Below are 18,225 nucleotides of genomic sequence, written 5' to 3'. Positions count from 1 at the left end.
AGGGACGAAGCGTGACAGAACTGGAATACCAAGCCTTAATGTTAAGCCTCAAAGTGGGCGCGTACGCAGTACTTTGGCTCATTCCTCTCGGCGTTTTTCTTGCTTGGCTACTTTCTCGAAAAACGTTCTTCGGTAAATCGATTCTAGATAGCTTAATTCATTTACCACTGGTATTGCCGCCGGTGGTTATCGGCTATTTGTTGTTGATTTCTCTTGGGCGGCAAGGGTTTCTTGGCAAGTGGCTCTATGAACATGTAGGGCTAGTCTTTAGCTTTAATTGGAAAGGAGCAGTAGTCGCTTGTATTGTGGTGGCCTTGCCTTTGATGGTTCGGTCTGTGCGGTTAAGTTTAGAGAACGTTGACCCTAAACTGGAACATGCCGCGTCAACGTTAGGCGCTTCTCCTTTAAAAGTTTTTCTCACCATTACGTTACCACTGACCATTCCCGGAATTATTACTGGGACGATGCTGTCCTTTGCTCGTAGTCTTGGTGAATTCGGGGCGACGATCAGTTTCGTCTCTAACATTCCGGGAGAAACCCAAACGATTCCACTGGCAATGTACAACTTTATTGAAACGCCAGGCGCGGAAATGCAGGCGGCTCGCCTATGTATCATTTCTATCGCGCTAGCTTTGTCTACATTAATGATCTCTGAATGGCTAAATCGCAAAGCGGCAAGTCGGTTGGGTGCAAAGTAATGACGATTAAAGTTCAATTTAAACAAATGCTTGGTGATACTGATTTCGATATCAAACTTGAGTTACCTTGTAACGGAATTAGCGCTTTGTTTGGGCGATCTGGTGCGGGAAAAACCACGTTAATTAATATTATCAGCGGATTAGTTGCACCAAAGCAGGGACATGTTGCGATTGGCGATCACGTTTTGTTTGATAGTGAACAGGGGATCAACTTACCAACACATAAGCGCGGTATTGGTTACGTGTTTCAGGATTCGCGTTTATTTCCTCACTATTCGGTTCAAGGCAACTTATTGTATGGTGTCAAAGAAAAAGATGACGAGTACTTTGATGCAGTCACCGAACTCTTGTCTATCAAACCGTTACTAAAGCGCTTCCCGATCTCACTGTCTGGTGGTGAAAAGCAACGTGTTGCGATTGCACGAGCATTACTATCAAAACCCAACTTGCTTTTGATGGATGAACCACTTGCGTCGCTTGATATGCCGAGAAAACGTGAGGTGATGCCATTTCTGGAGGAATTATCGGAGAAGGTAAATATTCCGATTATCTATGTCACGCACAGTCTCCAGGAAATTATAAGGCTTGCTCAGCACCTTACAATTATTGACCAAGGTAAAATTACGAGTTCAGGTAAGCTTGAAGACGTGTGGGCTTCTCATGCGATGCGTCCATGGCAGTCTTTCTCGGAGCAAAGCAGCTTATTTGAAGGCCGAATTGCTGAACATCATGAGCGTTATGCGCTGACTTGTGTCAGCCTTGCACCTAATGCATCACTATGGGTGCAAAAGATTGATGGTGAGCCAGAGACGCCAATTCGCTTACAAGTGCGTGCCAACGACGTTTCTATTACGCTAGAGCAACCTAAGGCGACTTCTATTCGAAATATCCTGCCTGCGACGGTCGATTCAATCGAGGTGTTTAACGCGGCTGATGATAAACAGAGTATTAATGTATCGCTAAAGCTAGATGAGGGATGTTATTTGTGGGCAACGATAACACCTTGGGCGCTTGATGATCTCGACTTAAAGGCCGGTGATAGTGTATTCGCACAAATTAAAGGTGTCAGTGTCACGCAAAAAGACGTGGCATTAGCGCCGCATTAATCATTTATAGCTACGCACGCTTAATGATCAAAAAAGGCCGCAAACGCGGCCTTTATTTTGTCGGAAAAACGTTATTTTGCGAACACTTCTTTGAATTCGCGTTTAAGAAGTGGGTCGCGACGTGCTTTCTTAAGTTGCTTAACCATGTCTTTCACGCAGTTGTGAAGCACATTATCAAGTAATTGAGCGCGGTATTCTTCTTTATCTTCATCTGTCATGTTTTCTGGCAGATTAAGAGTAGGGAATTCTTCCATCACGTTGATACCAGCAAATGCTTGGCCAACAGAAACTAGAGCATGAAATTGCTCGAAGTTATCTAGAATGTTCTGAGCACTTGCAGGCATTTCGTCCCAAGACTCACGCACTGCTTCTTCAGACACTTCATGGATAGAGGTAACCATTTCGAACATTTGCTCTGGAACTTCGTCAAACTCAATAACTTTACGTAGTTCAGGAGAAATGGTTGCTAGATCGATTTTTTTGCTTTCGCTGTTAGTTGCTTCTGACATGGTGTGTCTCTCATTACAAAAAGGCGGGAATATTAATACCAAATGCATCAAATAGCTATACCCATGTGTCCGCAAGATGACCAGAACACGTGAGTTTGTTGAACTAACGTTCGTTGGTCATGTTTTGGTAGGGCAATCCTCAGTGTAATCGTTATAGACAATTGATTCCGTGATATTTAAACAAAAATATAGCACTTAATTATGAGTCGAATGCAACAACTCTATGAGTATGGTATATGTTTAATAAAGACAAAATAAGAAATGGAACGCGTTATGCAACCGACAGGGACATCAATGCGAATCCTCCTGGTTGACGATGTTCAGCTAGATAGGATGCAGTTGGCTATTCGTCTTAAGCAACTTGGACATATTGTAAAAGCGGTGGGTAGTGGGCTAGAAGCACTAAACACCTACGAGAGTTTTGATCCTGAACTGGTATTACTCGATATATCGATGCCAGATATGAACGGTTTTGAAGTCTCTCTTCATATCAGAGAAACCTTTCCCGACTGGATCCCAATAATTTTCCTGAGCAGTCACGAAGAGCCAGAAATGATTGCAAAAGCCATAGAGGCCGGCGGTGATGATTATTTAATTAAACCCGTAGATAAACTCGTACTGAACTCTAAGCTTATCGCAATGCAGCGTATTGCCCATATGAGACGAGAGCTTAAACAAGCGACAGCTCAATTGGAGAAAGTGAATCAACTTTTGACCCAGCAAGCGAATGAAGATGGCTTAACCAAACTCTATAACCGTCGTTATATCGATCATAAGTTAGAATCGATGGTTGCATGGCATGGCCGTCACAACATGCCAATGGCTTTGATTTTATTGGACGTCGATTTTTTCAAACCCTTTAATGATAATTACGGTCATATAGAAGGAGATCGTTGCTTGCAAGCCATTGCGAACCAACTTAAAGCAACATTTTGTCGCTCTGGCGAATACGTAGGGCGTTATGGTGGAGAAGAGTTTGTGGTGTTACTGGGTTGCACAGACGCCCAAACCGCAGAGAGAGAAGCAGAACGTATACAAGAGGCCATGTATTTTCTGGATTACCCACATGAGTATTCTAGCGTGTCCAATAGGGTGACAGTGTCACAGGGTGTTTTTGTTTTTCAACCAACGGGAAAAGAGCAGCAGTCTGATTTGTATGCGACGGTGGATAGAGCGTTGTATACCTCAAAATCTTTAGGAAGAAATACGCATACGGTGGTAAATGCAAGTTGAAACAAGCTGTTATCAATAGTTATGCCTTGGCTACACTGTCACTTTTTTCATTATGTTCTAAGGCTAATTCGATTCAAGATCAGATACAAAAAGAGTATGAAAGGAACTTTGCTATTGGGATCGTTCTGTCAGATAGCGATGTCTTTACGGTAGGATTTCATGATTTCGATCCGAACGAATACTTCAACATAGATAACGAAGACATTGGTACTCAAGATTCGGTTGATCTCAGAAAGAAGATCGCAGTATCAACGCTACCATTTAGTTTTGATTTGTTTGAACAAGAGGGAATACAAACTCACTACCTATTAAATGGCCGAGTTTATGCCTTAAGTACAGAGCAAGATGTGTATGTAGACCAAAAAGGACAGATTCCAGATAAAAGTAAAGAGTTAGTCATGGGCGGATATATTGAGTTTGCTGGAGAAAAACACCTCACTGATAAGCTAACGCTTAGTGGCGCAATCGGCTCACACTTAATGTACTATCAAAACGATTATAGTTATCGTAGTAATGCACTGAATGACCTAAAACCATTTCTAGAAGGTGTATACCTAAACACCAGTGCTTGGGCCGTTGTCGGAGAAGTCAATACAAAGCTTAAATACCTAGAGCATGAATCGTGGGGGAAATGGTACCTCTGGTCGGCTCCTCACTATTTTTATGGCACTGGCTGGGGTAAAGCAAATAATGGTGATATTGGCAATCCGGAAGGCTGGTATTGGGTCAATGGAATAAAGGTGTTTTATGATTTTACCCCCATTGGAGATACTGTGCAGTCAGTGTATTCGAGCTTCAATCGAGTTGATATTGGTGGTGATACAAGAAAACCCATGAATACTGTGCACTACTACGAAGCCAGTGTTGGATGGTTAATGACACCACCATTTGACTCCGATTGGATAGATAATATCGGGATCGGATTAACGATCAATTATGGCAGTGCGTTAAAAGGAGGAAGCTTAGTCTTGTTCTTTAATCAAGATTAGTCAGCTAACTTTCGCTCTGGGGGATTAATGAAGCCTCACGCAATTGCGTCCAGCTTTTTTCGCTTTGTAAAGCGCTTCGTCCGCTAACTTAATCACGTCCTGAGGTGCTTGCCCGTTTTTACTGTCGGCCGCTCCGAAACTTGCGGTAACAAAGACCGACTTTCTCCTCGAACTGTCGTTACCACGCTTTTTTTGACCTTGTTTATGGTTATCTGGGCGGGATTCTTCATCACGTAAAATCATCTCATACTCTGCAATGGATTTACGTGCTTCTTCTAAAAACTCTTTACACTCATCTGCGTACTTGCCTTTAAAGACGATGGTAAATTCTTCTCCGCCAAACCGGTATACTTTTGCGCCACCGGGAGTTTTAGTTAGACGCGAAGCGACCATTTTTAATACGTCATCACCCGTATCGTGACCGTAGGTATCGTTAAACTTTTTAAAGTGGTCAACATCAAGCATTGCGATCGTGAACTTTTTGCCCATGTGTTTTAAGTCAAGGTCGAGTGCGCGTCTACTCGGGATCCGCGTTAAGCTATCTGTGAAAGCCAACTGATGGCTGGCAGAGGCTGCATAAATAATGATAAGCAACCCCGTTAGCGTAAACATGGTGCTAGATATGTATTGCACATCAAAGAAAATGAACGTCGCGGACGCCAGCACCATTGCAGAGTAGGTCATCGCATGGATGATTTCATTCTTCTTTAAAACAAGAATTCCGAGGAAGCAGACAATACCCACACAATATAAAACTAGAATAAAAGGTAGTTTAGAAACCGTAGGTACGATAAATAAAATGCCGCTTGTCCATTGTTCAAACCCACCTTCAACGTAATACGCTAACGTAAGGTAAGACCAAAGAACGAACATCGTTAACATCAAGAGGTAAGTAAACATGGCTCTTGAGTCGAAACCGTCTTTACTAAACAAAAATACCGCAAGAAAAGAAACAGGAAGTAGCGTGGCTAAAATGGTCAGCTCAAGTAAGGCTGTACCACTTTGAAGTGGAACTTGTAGCCTGTGCTGTATCACGAAATAGGCCAGTAACGTCGCTAAACACACCATTGACTCCCGACCTTGCTTAAATGAATAGCAAAGGAGCAGTGCACAGCCTAACAGTATGTACGGCAAATTTGCGGCAATACCCCAGTTTGACTGAGTCATCTGAATGATGTTGTTCATGCTCGAACTCACTAATCCCAACAACATAAATGGGAAAAGGAATCGAAAGCCTGATGAAGTCATTGATGATGAGGACATCTATTACAAATTGCCTGAAAATAGTTGATTATATAATTGGTTAGGTTAAGCGTTTCATCAATATAGATATTAATCTGCTATCGATTTTCATGCTTCGAGAACTAGCAAGAATACGTCTATTTGCTCATTTTCCCAAGTATTTTGGGAGACATTACGACAAAAAGAGAGAGATTGATTAAATTAAGAGCAATCAATAAGTTGTTATAAACAAGTCGTTGCTATACTTGTTTTCATAGAACAAGGGAGATTTGCCAATGCAGATAAGTTCAGATGTGCATAACTACATGGAAACACTTGTTGGACAAGTGCTCAGTTTGCCTCAGTTTGTAGAGCAGTATAACAACGAGCAGCTCGCAGATATTGCGTGCCTTGCACTTATTCAGCTTAAACCTGTCTATATTCGTCATGATATTGATTTTCTATCTTCGCTTCCGGAACAAAAGCTCACCCAATTTAAGCAAAGTGCAGATATCGCGGTGAAAAACGCGGCAGAAATGGTGAAAGAAGACCGGCGTAAAAACCGAGATCATGATGTACCTGTAATTTTTACCCATACCAGTTATGATGAAGACAAAGAATTGGACTGGTATGAAAAACCAATCCTCAATGTCAATATTAAGTGATACAAGCTTAATCTATCGATGAGCTTACCCAAGGAGGAACCGTGGGATTTTTTTCGCGTTTGTTTGGTGGTAGTGAAAAGACTGCTGAAGTAAAAACTGTGGAACCAGTTGAGTACAAAGGTTTCTTTATTTATCAAGAGAGCCTTTCAGAGGGTGGGCAATACCGCATTGCTGGTCGAATAGAAAAGCAATACGACGATGAAGTGAAAACGCATCGATTTATTCGTTCAGATTTGCTCGGCTCGGAACAAGATGCCAATGAACTTATGTTGAAGAAATCTCAAATGTTTATCGATCAAATGGGCGATAAAATCTTCGACTAACAATTCACCGCAACTTGATTCCAATCATCTTAAAAAGAGCCATTAGTGTATATGCTGATGGCTCTTTCTTTTTTAGAGCTTAAATGTTTGTTAAGTCAGCATTTAATTATGATCTGGTTAGACCTCAGTCTAGTAAGGCATGGCGTTGTTATTTTTCGTGCTCAGAGCGACAATCATTCATTACTTAGCGTTATATGTAATGAAATTTAGTATTTAAATTACAAAACACTTGAAGTAATGAGACGCGTTCGATACAAACAGAATAATAACAGGGCTGTTAGTCAAGGTGTTATTGTGCAAATGGGTGGCCCCAAACACCATCTTTCGTTTGCAATTGTCTTGCGTGGTAAACAGATAGAAATAAAAAAGAGTTAGAGTAGAGCGACGCTCTGTTTTGGGACTAATTTATTGATATGTATACAAGGAGTATGCGTTTTGCAAATCGGTGTACCTAAAGAGATACTTGCGGGTGAATCGCGAGTAGCTGCATCGCCGAAGTCGGTTGAGCAGTTGATAAAGTTGGGATTCGATATCGCGATTGAATCCCAAGCGGGGGTGCTTGCGAGTTTCGATGATGCTGCTTATGAAGCTGCTGGTGCGAAAATCGTTTCTAGTGAAGAAGTTTGGGCATCTGGTCTTATTCTAAAAGTTAATGCGCCAATCGTAGATGAAGAACAAGGCATTGACGAAATCGCACTACTACAAGATGGTGCAACGCTTGTTAGCTTTATTTGGCCTGCTCAAAACGCAGAGTTGATGGAACAACTTTCAAGTAAGAACATTAACGTTCTTGCCATGGATTCCGTTCCTCGTATCTCTCGTGCACAAGCCTTAGACGCGCTCTCTTCGATGGCTAACATCGCTGGGTATCGTGCGGTTGTTGAAGCAGCTCATGAGTTTGGTCGTTTCTTTACAGGTCAAATCACGGCTGCCGGTAAAGTACCACCAGCGAAAGTATTGGTCGCTGGTGCGGGTGTGGCTGGTTTGGCTGCAATCGGTGCTGCGGGTAGCTTAGGAGCTATTGTTCGTGCATTTGACGTTCGCCCAGAAGTAAAAGAACAAGTTGAGTCCATGGGAGCAGAGTTCCTGACCGTGGATTTCCAAGAAGACTCTGGTTCTGGTGACGGCTACGCAAAAGAAATGTCCGATGACTTCAACAAAAAAGCGGCAGAGTTATACGCAGAGCAAGCTAAAGATGTTGATATCATCATTACAACGGCACTAATCCCTGGCAAACCTGCTCCGAAGCTGATCACCAAGGAAATGGTCGACAGTATGAAAGCGGGCAGTGTTATTGTTGACTTGGCAGCTGCTAATGGCGGTAACTGTGAATACACAGTGAAAGACCAAGTTATCATGACAGATAATGGCGTAAAAATTGTTGGTTACACTGACATGGTCGGCCGTTTGCCAACGCAATCTTCTCAACTTTACGCGACAAACCTTGTTAACCTTCTAAAACTGCTGTGTAAAGAAAAAGACGGTAACATCAATATTGATTTCGAAGATGTTGTTATCCGTGGTGTCACCGTGGTTAAAGAAGGTGAAATTACATGGCCTGCACCACCAATTCAGGTTTCCGCTCAGCCGCAAGTGAAACAAGAGCAACCTGCGAAACCAGAGCCTAAAGTAGAAGAACCTACCTCTCCAACTAAGAAAATTATTGGTGTAGCCGCGGCAGTAGGTGCTTTTGCTTGGATTGCATCGGTTGCGCCGGCAGCGTTCCTTTCTCACTTTACTGTATTTGTTTTAGCTTGTGTTGTCGGCTACTACGTGGTTTGGAATGTTACCCATGCACTTCATACTCCGCTTATGTCGGTAACGAATGCTATCTCCGGCATTATTGTGGTTGGTGCATTACTGCAAATTGGGCAAGGTAATGGGGTCGTTTCATTCCTATCCTTTATTGCTGTATTGATCGCCAGCATCAATATCTTCGGTGGTTTCACCGTCACCAAGCGTATGCTTGAAATGTTCCGCAAAGATAAATAGGAGTTACAATGTCTGCAGGATTAGTACAAGCAGCTTACATTGTTGCTGCATTATTTTTCATCATGAGTTTGGCGGGGCTTTCAAAGCAAGAGTCCGCTCGTAATGGTAACTACTATGGTATCGCAGGTATGACGATCGCGCTGATCGCGACGATCTTCAGCCCTGATGCTCAAGGCTTTGGGTGGATCATTATTGCGATGGCGATAGGTGGGGCGATCGGTATTTTCTATGCGAAGAAAGTAGAAATGACCGAAATGCCAGAACTGGTTGCGATACTGCACAGCTTTGTAGGTTTAGCTGCGGTTTTAGTTGGTTACAACAGTTACCTTGATGCGCCAGAAGCAGCAACTCATGCTGAACATGTTATCCACCTTGTAGAAGTATTTTTGGGTGTCTTCATTGGTGCCGTAACATTCACGGGTTCAATTGTTGCATTTGGTAAGTTACGTGGTGTGATTTCTTCTTCGCCGCTTAACCTTCCCCACAAGCACAAAATGAACCTTGCAGCGGTTGTGATTTCTACGCTTCTTATGATCTACTTCGTAAAAGCAGATGGCAGCATGTTCGCTCTGATTGTGATGACACTGATTGCGTTCGCGTTCGGTTACCACTTAGTTGCTTCAATTGGTGGTGCTGATATGCCAGTTGTCGTTTCAATGCTGAACTCATATTCAGGTTGGGCAGCAGCAGCAGCAGGTTTCATGCTCGCAAATGATCTATTAATCGTAACAGGTGCGTTGGTTGGTTCTTCAGGTGCGATTCTTTCTTACATCATGTGTAAAGCCATGAACCGTTCGTTTATCAGTGTTATTGCTGGTGGCTTTGGTCAAGAGATTGTAATTTCAGGTGACGAAGAGCAGGGCGAACATCGCGAAACAACGGCAGAAGAAGTCGCTGAAATGCTGAAGAACTCAAAATCAGTAATCATCACTCCAGGATACGGTATGGCTGTAGCGCAAGCGCAGTATCCAGTGCATGAAATTACTGACGTACTTCGTTCAAAAGGTATTGAGGTTCGCTTTGGTATTCACCCAGTAGCAGGTCGTCTTCCGGGACATATGAACGTGTTACTTGCTGAAGCGAAAGTACCGTATGATATCGTTCTTGAAATGGATGAAATCAATGATGACTTCGCTGAAACCGATACCGTACTGGTTATCGGCGCTAACGATACGGTAAACCCAGCAGCTCTTGAAGATCCGAACAGCCCGATTGCTGGTATGCCTGTACTGGAGGTTTGGAACGCGAAAAATGTAGTGGTATTCAAGCGTTCAATGAATACTGGTTACGCAGGTGTACAGAACCCACTGTTCTTCAAAGAAAATACATCAATGCTATTTGGTGATGCGAAGGAAAGTGTTGAGTCTATTTTTAAAGCACTCTAACCATTCTTGATTTAAAACTATACAGGGTCAGCAATCGCTGGCCCTTTTTTGTTCCGTTTCAATGTTATAGTAATGCAAATCCTTCTGTTAGCAGATGTCAATTGCTTGTAGATTGATGTATAGTTTTGGCTAATGTAACAAGTGACGGTAACAGTTTGATTAAAAAGTTTTTGCTCGGTTTTGCAACTGTATTGCCGCTTTTTTCGGCACCTGCATTTTCCGATTCACTACCAGAAAGAATAGATACGTTTACAGAGCTATTTAATTATGAAGTAGCTCTTAAATCGTATGATATTCGTATTCTGCAATCAAATTATCCTACCAAGTTACTTGCGCCAGATTCGCTTCTGCCGCAAACGTCTGACTATCCGTTAAAAGATATACAACAGCTTTACAGCTTAGCGAATACTTGTCGTGGTAAATTGCCACTAAGTCCTTTAATTACTGAGCCGTTAGTATTTACAAGAGCTATCTGTAAAGGGACGCAATTGACACCACGTTGGTTCTCGCGTAGTGGCCTCATTCACCCTGGTGGTGGGACTTATGCTGCACGCTATGTGGATAAGTATCCAGAACTCAAACCCAAGCTTGCTCAATACATGCATATTAAAGAGCGTGACAATGAGGAAGGGGATGAGTTGTTAGAAAGCTTGAAAAACATGGACGACGACGCCATTAATGCTTTGATTGCAGGCGCGAGCATGTTTATCGAAGGTAACGAACTTTGGTTACGACGTGGTGACCGTTACTTTGTTTTCGAGAAAGATATCTGGGAAGAAAACGTCGCTAATGCGGGTTTGTCGTACGCTCTAGCGTCTCAAAGCAAAAGTTGCTTTGTTAAACGAGGCAATATTTGTTGGGATGTAGAAGATCACTCACAAGTTTTGCGGATCAGTATGATCATACTGGTAATCGCAAATATTCTTCTAGTGATTGGTTGGGCTGTATACCGCTGGAATAGTAAGCGAGAAGAGCTCCGTAGTAGAATGCTTGTGTTGCAAATTTTAACGCATGAGCTCAGAACACCGATTGCATCTCTATCACTGACGGTTGAGGGCTTTCGCCGAGAGTTCGAGCATCTACCTGAAAGCGTGTATGACGAGTTTCGCAGATTGTGTGAAGATACACGTCGTTTGCGTCAATTGGCAGAAGCGAGTAAAGATTATTTGCAATCTGATAACCAAATGCTTGCAACAGACTGGGTTCCGTCTGTCGCAGACTGGTTAGAATTTAAGATCGAAGAAGAATTTGATAGTGCCGTGCTTTTCAACATCAATGAAGATGTGGCTGCTAAAGTTAATGTGTACTGGTTAGGAACTTGTATCGATAACTTGCTTCGTAATGCACTTAAGTACGGTATTACACCAGTTGAATTGGATGTTTCAACTAGTGAAGAAAAAATAGTATTCCAAGTCCGAGATGCTGGTGGCCTAACGGCTAAAGATTGGGCAAATTTGAAGAAACCGTTCGTCAGTAAGAGCGGGTTAGGACTTGGGTTAACAATCGTTGAATCTATGGTAGGCCGCATGGGCGGAAAAATGTCCCTGATGGGACCACCTACAACCTTTATATTGGAGATACCTTGTGAAACAGACACTGCTTCTCGTTGAGGACGATAAAAACTTGGCTGATGGCCTGTTAGTAAGCCTGGAACAAGCAGGATATGAGTGTTTACATGTGGAACGTATTGCAGACGTAGAACCACAATGGAAAAAAGCTGACTTGGTTATTCTCGATCGCCAACTCCCAGATGGTGACTCTGTACAATGTCTCCCAGAATGGAAACAGGTTAAAGACGTACCAGTTATCTTGCTAACGGCACTTGTTACCGTAAAAGATAAAGTTGCAGGCCTTGATTCCGGCGCGAACGACTACTTAACGAAGCCTTTTGCTGAAGCGGAACTCTTTGCGAGAATCCGTGCACAGCTACGAGCACCGGATTCAGCAGAGCAAAGCAGCGCTGATAAAGTGATCACAAAAGACTTAGAAATTGATCGTTCAACTCGTGAAGTTACCTATAAAGATGAGCTAATTACGTTAACTCGTACAGAGTTTGATCTACTGCTATTTTTAGCGTCGAACTTAGGTCGCGTGTTTACTCGTGATGAGCTACTTGACCACGTTTGGGGTTACAATCACTTCCCAACGACACGTACTGTGGATACGCACGTATTGCAGCTTCGTCAAAAACTGCCAGGACTGGAAATTGAAACACTTCGCGGTGTTGGCTACAAGATGAAAGCATAAGTCATAATGAAAACACTACTCCCCGTAGTTCTCTCATTAGCGTTAGTGAAACCAGTCCATGCAATGGACTGGTTTCAAACCAACACGCCTTTAACGCAGGCACATCAACACTTACTTGAAGATGATCTTGCCGGTATGTTCAACTCTCTTGTTGAACTGTGGCAAACGGAACCAAGTAAAGATTTGACTCCTCATCTCAATGACCTTCTTGGTCAGTCTCTATCTAAAAACTGTGGCAAGTCTCTCACTGGTGTAACGCTGCCTGAATGGATAAGTGGCGTGAACGTTATTCGTCAGACCATCCAAAGCCCTGGGCGAGATACATTTAGATTAGTGATCAAGCTAAGAGCTACAACTGACATCGAAAATATTTCATTTAATCGATGGGTGGATGATTCTATATCCGCAGACAGTTCATTCAGTTATGAAGAACAGCCGAGCGGTACGGAATTAGCCAATGAGCGTAGTTATTCGAAACGCTATAACCTCACGGGTAAGCTTGAAGCTGGCTTGTATCACTTAACTATTGTTTCTAAAGATAAACAAGAGTATCGAACTTGGGTAATATTAGGAGATTCCAATTCTTCGCAATATGTTCGTTGGACATCTAAAGAGAATTGGAAAGTAGAAAAGAGCGCACTTCGTAATCCCCATTGTCCATTACCGCAACTTGAAGTTGGTTTATATGACTACATTGATGGTCAATACGAGCAAATGTGGAAAAAGACTTACGAGTCTAACTATCCCAATTCACTAGAGCTTGCGGGTGTCCCAAATGATAGATACGTGCTAGCAGTGAGTATCAACAGTCGTCGTTGGCAGGGCGATATAATTGTTGAGCAAGCTCAAACTATTAGCCGAACCTATGATCTTTCCCAAGAAGAATAGTTAAAGAAATACCATTTGTGCCGATAAAGGTTCAGGAAGAACCAAAATCACAAGTGTAGTATGAAAACCAAATATAAAATTCTAGCCACCTCTGTTGCCACCACACTTTTCGCAAACGTTGCTTCGGCTGCCACTTATGCGATAGAAGCTCGTAGCGATGCGATGGGTGGCGTTGGTACGGTATCAGCAACTTATCTGACTGCTCCTTTTTTCAACCCCGCACTTACTGCAATTTATCGCCGAAACGATGATGCAGGAATGATCGTGCCAAGTTTTGGTGGTAACTACGATGATCAATATGATCTTGTCGATGAAATCGAACGCATCAGCAAATTGACTGATGTCGATGAAATCAAAAAATCGATGAATGCCATAGATGGAAAAAAAACTGACTTTGATCTTGGTGGCGTTGTCGCTATAGGTATTCCTAATAAATTTTTATCTGCAACTGCATACGGTAAGTTATACACTGAATCATTCGTGCAACCAAAAGTAGATACGTCAGGTACTAATCCGTTAGACGATAGCTACGTACAAGGTGTTTCTATTGGTGTTGCTGAAGCAGGTGTATCACTTGCTAAATACACCAACTTTATGAATCAACACCTTTCATTTGGTGTTACGCCTAAACTTCAGCGTATTTATACGTACTCTTACGCCACGAGTTTTCAGAATTTCGATACCAAAGACTTACGTGAACATGAGACAGCGGAAACGATGTTTAACTTGGATGCGGGCGCGCTTTGGTTCTTTGGCCCATATCGTGTCGGTATTTCAGCAAAAAACTTGATCGGAAGAGACGTTAAAACAAAATCGTTCATGTATGGCAGTGATACGATAAAATCATACGAATACAGCATGCGTCCCGTATATACGGTCGGGGCAGGGGTTGTTGCCGATTACTTTACTATGAGTGTCGACTACGATCTTAATGAAGAAAAACGTTTTTCATCCTTCGATGATAATACGCAAATGATTCGAGCTGGTATTGAATTTGATATCTTGCGTCAAATGGCGTTGCGAGCGGGTTATATGAAAAACTTAGCTCGAAGTAGCGACGAAGGTACCATTACTGCGGGTATTGGACTGTCTCCACTTAAGTTGATCGAATTAGATATTGCTGCTCAGTACACGAACGAGAACGCAATGGGGGCATCCATTAATTTCCTTGCGACCTATTAATTGAATCGTTATAGTCTGCTCCTCAAAATGAGGAGCTTTTTTATGTTTGACGATTTACCCCCTCTATCTCACCAAGAGCAACAACAAGCTGTAGAGAAAATTCAAGAATTGATGGCGAAGGGCACAAGTACAGCAGAAGCCATCAAAATTGTTGCCGAACAGATTCGATCCGAGTACGCAGAAAAACAACAGCAACAAAACTAATTAATTCATATCAGGGCTTTGGCCCTGTTTTTTTGGTCCTCATATTTATCCTCAAATATTTTCATACCTTAACGTAGTTACGTCGTAACGTTATTTCTATACTTTTCAATTTATTCAACTTCCTCTATTCTGTACTAAGCAGTTAGTAAAATTTTACTTGTTTAAGTTAACCTTGATGCGTTCTGGCTTGAACGAATATGGGGTGAAATGCTATTTTTTTAAATTAAAATTAATAAAATCAGTAACTTGTGGTGGTTTTTTTGTCTTGTAGTTATGTTTCGATCATCTTTTTGTGTAATTAAATTACAAGATGATGATTGGGTATGCTTTCAAGTAGAGGATTATGCTGTGAAGATAAAAAAGACACGTTGTAACAGAAAAATAAAATCTGAATATAGTTATATAGTTGACGTTATATAGACAGTAAGTGCTCGCAGACGTATGTCGGTTTTAGGTTGAACATAGGAGTGTTGGACTCTGTTTTAACTCTAAATCTTGTCTTTAATTCAGTGTTGTCTATGAAATAACTCTTAATCTTGATCGATGGATTACACGAAAAAATTACTTATTGCCAAGTGGTTTTACTAAACTAGGCGACGTTGTAATTAGGAATATAAAACAAGCTGCAATAGAAATTGACAGGGTTTAGAAGCGTAGTAACAGCGTAACGTGGGTTTGTTTGCGTTAGTTACATAGTTATGTACATCTTAAGGAGGGAGAACAAAATGGGCCACATATCAATAACTGGTTCCTAAGTCACTAGTTGACTTCACGAGCCTTCAATGGCTATTAGATAGCTGCTCGCTCGGCTGTTTCCACATTCTTATATCAAACTCCCATATTTTCATGAAATATGAGTTTAGACATTGCATTCGCTCTTAGTGAACTAGACTTACTATAAGCACATGAAAACTAACTAGGAGAGAAAGAATGAGTTACAAGCACGTTTTAGTCGCTGTTGATTTATCTCAATCTAGCCAAGTCGTTATCGAAAAAGCAATAACTCAAGCAAAGAACTCGAACGCCAAACTTTCATTCGTTTATGTGGATGTTGATCGTGTGATCATGGAGCCGAAAGAAGAACAAAAGTTGCAAAAGGAGCTACAAGAACTCGCTGATAAATGCCTATATCCAGTACACGAGACGATGGCAGTTATCGGTGACCTTCATATCAAATTGTCGGGAATCGTAAAAAAAGAGGGAATAGACCTAGTAGTCTGCGGTCATCATCATAATTTATTGAGCCGTTTCTTTTCATCGGTACCAAGGGTAGCGAATGAGGTTGAAGCAGATTTATTGATTGTTTACTTGGATGAGTGACAGTAACGCAGGTTTGTGCCACATCTTTTGTAATCCCGTTTTTCGCATATTAAAAAGCCGAACGTTTGCGTTCGGCTTTGCGTATGATTGACAACAAAATAACTAACCAGGAATGGCAGATGCCTCTTGGGATAAAATAGATGCAGACTCTGCGTTTGACTGCAAATCAAAATGCACGTTAACTTGCACACCTTCTCGCTCAAAAGTGACATCATCAAAATCGGTCATAGCAATTTTGAATCCATTTCTAGCAAAAAAGCCAGTCACCATAGTTCGCTGCTTAATTTCTAGTGCAGACGCGAGTAGCTTATCCATGGCATTCTCCTTGGTTATTGTGGGGATATGGGTAGAAGATACACGCAGAACGGTATGAAATCAATTTAATATAAAGCTGCTTTCGATTAAATTTTTAATGTAAGTCAATCTATCGTTTCACCCACGTGATTTATTCCACGCAAAGCCTTGATAATGAAACGGTATAGCATCTCATGTTGTGATAACAAGCATAAAGATGGGGATTTTCATAAATGCCTAACGAGGCTCTTTGAAACAATACGTTACAAAGCTTCTCGCTAGACCTCATGAGTTATCAAAGGAAAATTATAAACCTGAAAAGCCATCCTAAAGTGATTCATTTTTCAATATTTTTGATAACTCAGACCTAATAAAAGTAGATATTTCAGCTAGCTTTCTTGGTAAAGGGTTTTGATAAGGGTAGGCGATATACATGGAGCGTTCTATATCAAAATTTTGTGAAATTTGGATATTTTTGTCTATATGGTTACCTTTTACAAGGTAATTTGGAATGACGCCAACCCCAACCCCCTCAGAGACAAAGTTTATTAAAATAGAGGTGTTATCAACTTCGATAACGTCAGTGTACTGCTTTTTAATTGATTCCTTATTCGAGTGATTATTGTAGATTAATAGCGTGTTGTTATTGGCATTGTTAACTGTAGATATTAAAACATCGTTATAATCACCGATTTTATGTGCAATCAGAGTGTCATCAATAATATTATTAAGCCTAATCGCTAAATCTACGTTGCTTTCTAATAAATTCTCAACATTGTTACTTGATGATATTTCAAAGTTCACTGCTGGATATCGCTCTTGTAAGCCTTTAAGAACAGAGCCAAAAATAGAAGAGGCTATAGAGTTGGGCATTGTAATTTTAAACTTTCCATTAATGCATTCACTCAACGAGCTAGCTCTGTAATTTAACTCCTGCAAGCTCTCTAACGTTTTGATGGCAAGCTCTCTAATGCTTTCACCATGATCAGTTAAAACGAGTTTTCTTGTTGTCCTGTGGACGAGTGTTACACCAAGTTGTTTTTCTAATGCCGCTAACTGCCTGCTGACTTGAGCTTTCGACTTTCCAAGTTCTTTTGATGCCTCTGTAAGAGAGAGGTGTTTACAAATGGCTGCAAAGCAGACCAGCTCATTGTTCATCAATTCCATGATTGTTACCTTTTTGCAACTCTGAGTCACGTTGTCTTTTAACGGGAGGGAAAGTATAACTTGCATCAACGGAGGGGGACAATGATATTTAAAAGCCGTCATGAAATAATGGCAGACTACTATCTTAATAAAACCATATTGGATATTAAGTTAAACAAATATCCTGAAGAAATTAACTCAATCGACTTAAATAACGAAACGGAAAATTTAAAAATAAAAATTCTCTCTCGTGAAATTACTAAGTTAGATTCAGGTGATTTAATTGTCGATTGCGCATCATTGATAATGACTCATTCAAAATCGACAAAAGCAATAATAAAGATCGAACTTGAAAATAATTCTTTAAATTATAAAGTTAAAAATGTGAGAATATTTAAATATGAAGACTGCAATACAAAATTCGAAAAGATCTGTTTATCAGAAAGGTACATTGTATAGAATAATAAATAATATTAGTGCTTTGTATACAAAATCGTTAGTAAAATTATTTGGTGAAGAGTTGAGAATCCATCATTGCAAACATAAAATTAATGTAAGAACCACTAGCGAGTTGAGTGAACATATGAAGAAAGATCTAGGTATAGATTGAAAAGTAGAGAGTTTACATCTAATGGATGCCTTGTTCCTGTAAAGCTAATGTAATACTTACACTTTTGGGATGAACAATATGTGGCCATAAGTGAGAACATTGAATTTTCTCGTCCTTTCGATAACTTAAAACATAAGTTATCGAAAGGATATAATTAGATTTGAAGACAAAGGCTTTAAGCAATCGTTAGGTTGCTTATCTGATATAACTTAA

General features: G+C 41.1%; 19 protein-coding genes. 15 read left to right on the top strand and 4 right to left on the bottom strand.

From position 1 onward, the window contains the following. Positions 1–11: 11 nt before the first annotated feature. Positions 12–698 carry a molybdate ABC transporter permease subunit gene (gene modB, locus ACWPOD_RS03605; protein WP_005394498.1) on the top strand — a complete coding sequence of 229 codons (687 nt, stop codon included), beginning with the start codon at positions 12–14 and terminating at the stop codon, positions 696–698. Then, positions 698–1,804, top strand: coding sequence for a molybdenum ABC transporter ATP-binding protein ModC (gene modC, locus ACWPOD_RS03600; protein WP_456231666.1), 1,107 nt, complete (start codon positions 698–700; stop codon positions 1,802–1,804). Before modB ends, modC begins: the two co-directional genes overlap by 1 nt. 71 nt (positions 1,805–1,875) lie before the next feature. Here the strand turns inward: modC and ACWPOD_RS03595 are convergent, their stop codons facing one another. After that, the gene (locus ACWPOD_RS03595) at positions 1,876–2,313 is read right to left on the bottom strand and encodes a DUF3069 domain-containing protein (protein WP_005394495.1); all 438 of its coding nucleotides are present in this window, start codon (positions 2,311–2,313) and stop codon (positions 1,876–1,878) included. A gap of 273 nt (positions 2,314–2,586) precedes the next feature. Between ACWPOD_RS03595 and ACWPOD_RS03590 the strand changes: the two genes are divergently transcribed. Then, the gene (locus ACWPOD_RS03590; protein WP_012842266.1) at positions 2,587–3,546 is read left to right on the top strand and encodes a GGDEF domain-containing response regulator; all 960 of its coding nucleotides are present in this window, start codon (positions 2,587–2,589) and stop codon (positions 3,544–3,546) included. Then, a complete protein-coding gene (locus ACWPOD_RS03585) occupies positions 3,543–4,535 on the top strand; it encodes a Solitary outer membrane autotransporter beta-barrel domain (RefSeq protein ID WP_456231569.1) in 993 nt (330 codons plus the stop codon). Before ACWPOD_RS03590 ends, ACWPOD_RS03585 begins: the two co-directional genes overlap by 4 nt. Before the next feature lie 24 nt (positions 4,536–4,559). Here ACWPOD_RS03585 and ACWPOD_RS03580 read toward each other — a convergent pair whose 3' ends face one another. Next, positions 4,560–5,798 carry a GGDEF domain-containing protein gene (locus ACWPOD_RS03580; RefSeq protein ID WP_053808401.1) on the bottom strand — a complete coding sequence of 413 codons (1,239 nt, stop codon included), beginning with the start codon at positions 5,796–5,798 and terminating at the stop codon, positions 4,560–4,562. A 254-nt stretch (positions 5,799–6,052) separates the two neighbouring features. On the opposite strand from ACWPOD_RS03580, the gene ACWPOD_RS03575 reads away from it, so the two are divergent. The 10 genes from ACWPOD_RS03575 to ACWPOD_RS03530 all read left to right on the top strand — a co-directional run bounded on the left by ACWPOD_RS03575 (position 6,053) and on the right by ACWPOD_RS03530 (position 15,962). Further along, positions 6,053–6,421 (top strand): late competence development ComFB family protein, encoded by a 369-nt coding sequence (locus tag ACWPOD_RS03575; RefSeq protein WP_048625058.1) that lies wholly within the window; start codon positions 6,053–6,055, stop codon positions 6,419–6,421. 41 nt (positions 6,422–6,462) lie between these two features. After that, positions 6,463–6,744, top strand: coding sequence for an HlyU family transcriptional regulator (locus tag ACWPOD_RS03570; protein WP_104972608.1), 282 nt, complete (start codon positions 6,463–6,465; stop codon positions 6,742–6,744). Positions 6,745–7,179: 435 nt separating this feature from the next. After that, positions 7,180–8,736 (top strand): Re/Si-specific NAD(P)(+) transhydrogenase subunit alpha, encoded by a 1,557-nt coding sequence (locus ACWPOD_RS03565; protein WP_005394487.1) that lies wholly within the window; start codon positions 7,180–7,182, stop codon positions 8,734–8,736. An 8-nt stretch (positions 8,737–8,744) separates the two neighbouring features. Beyond that, positions 8,745–10,121 carry a Re/Si-specific NAD(P)(+) transhydrogenase subunit beta gene (gene pntB, locus ACWPOD_RS03560; RefSeq protein WP_005394484.1) on the top strand — a complete coding sequence of 459 codons (1,377 nt, stop codon included), beginning with the start codon at positions 8,745–8,747 and terminating at the stop codon, positions 10,119–10,121. Positions 10,122–10,276: 155 nt separating this feature from the next. Next, positions 10,277–11,731, top strand: a complete 1,455-nt coding sequence (gene vxrA, locus ACWPOD_RS03555) for a sensor histidine kinase VxrA (protein WP_282150155.1) — start codon at positions 10,277–10,279, stop codon at positions 11,729–11,731. Then, positions 11,706–12,368, top strand: a complete 663-nt coding sequence (gene vxrB / locus ACWPOD_RS03550; RefSeq protein WP_456231568.1) for a response regulator transcription factor VxrB — start codon at positions 11,706–11,708, stop codon at positions 12,366–12,368. The genes vxrA and vxrB overlap by 26 nt, the downstream gene beginning before the upstream one ends. A gap of 6 nt (positions 12,369–12,374) precedes the next feature. Beyond that, on the top strand, positions 12,375–13,256 hold the full coding sequence (locus tag ACWPOD_RS03545) for a DUF2861 family protein (RefSeq protein WP_005394478.1): 882 nt from the start codon (positions 12,375–12,377) through the stop codon (positions 13,254–13,256). 60 nt (positions 13,257–13,316) lie between these two features. After that, positions 13,317–14,438, top strand: a complete 1,122-nt coding sequence (locus ACWPOD_RS03540) for a conjugal transfer protein TraF (protein WP_046875459.1) — start codon at positions 13,317–13,319, stop codon at positions 14,436–14,438. Between the two features lie 42 nt (positions 14,439–14,480). Next, positions 14,481–14,642 (top strand): YoaH family protein, encoded by a 162-nt coding sequence (locus tag ACWPOD_RS03535; RefSeq protein WP_005394474.1) that lies wholly within the window; start codon positions 14,481–14,483, stop codon positions 14,640–14,642. Positions 14,643–15,572: 930 nt separating this feature from the next. Further along, a complete protein-coding gene (locus tag ACWPOD_RS03530) occupies positions 15,573–15,962 on the top strand; it encodes a universal stress protein (RefSeq protein WP_012842271.1) in 390 nt (129 codons plus the stop codon). 102 nt (positions 15,963–16,064) lie between these two features. On the opposite strand, the gene ACWPOD_RS03525 is transcribed toward ACWPOD_RS03530, so the two are convergent. Continuing rightward, complete coding sequence (locus ACWPOD_RS03525) at positions 16,065–16,277, bottom strand: hypothetical protein (RefSeq protein WP_012842272.1); 213 nt, start codon at positions 16,275–16,277, stop codon at positions 16,065–16,067. 306 nt (positions 16,278–16,583) lie between these two features. Further along, a complete protein-coding gene (locus ACWPOD_RS03520) occupies positions 16,584–17,423 on the bottom strand; it encodes a LysR family transcriptional regulator (protein ID WP_456231567.1) in 840 nt (279 codons plus the stop codon). Positions 17,424–17,504: 81 nt separating this feature from the next. On the opposite strand from ACWPOD_RS03520, the gene ACWPOD_RS03515 reads away from it, so the two are divergent. Next, entirely contained in the window at positions 17,505–17,861 is a 357-nt protein-coding gene (locus ACWPOD_RS03515) for a hypothetical protein (protein WP_203342491.1), read from the top strand. Positions 17,862–18,225: the final 364 nt, after the last annotated feature.

It is taken from the genome of Vibrio sp. JZG120, assembly GCF_053890955.1.
Note: the sequence above shows the minus strand (reverse complement) of the source record. Positions and strands in the feature narration are given on the sequence as shown.

Excerpts from the sequence above, each read along its gene's own strand:
- modC (WP_456231666.1), top strand. The coding sequence starts at position 698 with ATGACGATTAAAGTTCAATTTAAACAAATGCTTGGTGATACTGATTTC.
- ACWPOD_RS03595 (WP_005394495.1), bottom strand. The coding sequence starts at position 2,313 with ATGTCAGAAGCAACTAACAGCGAAAGCAAAAAAATCGATCTAGCAACC.
- ACWPOD_RS03590 (WP_012842266.1), top strand. The coding sequence starts at position 2,587 with ATGCAACCGACAGGGACATCAATGCGAATCCTCCTGGTTGACGATGTT.
- ACWPOD_RS03580 (WP_053808401.1), bottom strand. The coding sequence starts at position 5,798 with ATGTCCTCATCATCAATGACTTCATCAGGCTTTCGATTCCTTTTCCCA.
- ACWPOD_RS03575 (WP_048625058.1), top strand. The coding sequence starts at position 6,053 with ATGCAGATAAGTTCAGATGTGCATAACTACATGGAAACACTTGTTGGA.
- pntB (WP_005394484.1), top strand. The coding sequence starts at position 8,745 with ATGTCTGCAGGATTAGTACAAGCAGCTTACATTGTTGCTGCATTATTT.
- ACWPOD_RS03545 (WP_005394478.1), top strand. The coding sequence starts at position 12,375 with ATGAAAACACTACTCCCCGTAGTTCTCTCATTAGCGTTAGTGAAACCA.
- ACWPOD_RS03540 (WP_046875459.1), top strand. The coding sequence starts at position 13,317 with ATGAAAACCAAATATAAAATTCTAGCCACCTCTGTTGCCACCACACTT.
- ACWPOD_RS03535 (WP_005394474.1), top strand. The coding sequence starts at position 14,481 with ATGTTTGACGATTTACCCCCTCTATCTCACCAAGAGCAACAACAAGCT.
- ACWPOD_RS03530 (WP_012842271.1), top strand. The coding sequence starts at position 15,573 with ATGAGTTACAAGCACGTTTTAGTCGCTGTTGATTTATCTCAATCTAGC.
- ACWPOD_RS03525 (WP_012842272.1), bottom strand. The coding sequence starts at position 16,277 with ATGGATAAGCTACTCGCGTCTGCACTAGAAATTAAGCAGCGAACTATG.
- ACWPOD_RS03520 (WP_456231567.1), bottom strand. The coding sequence starts at position 17,423 with ATGGAATTGATGAACAATGAGCTGGTCTGCTTTGCAGCCATTTGTAAA.
- ACWPOD_RS03515 (WP_203342491.1), top strand. The coding sequence starts at position 17,505 with ATGATATTTAAAAGCCGTCATGAAATAATGGCAGACTACTATCTTAAT.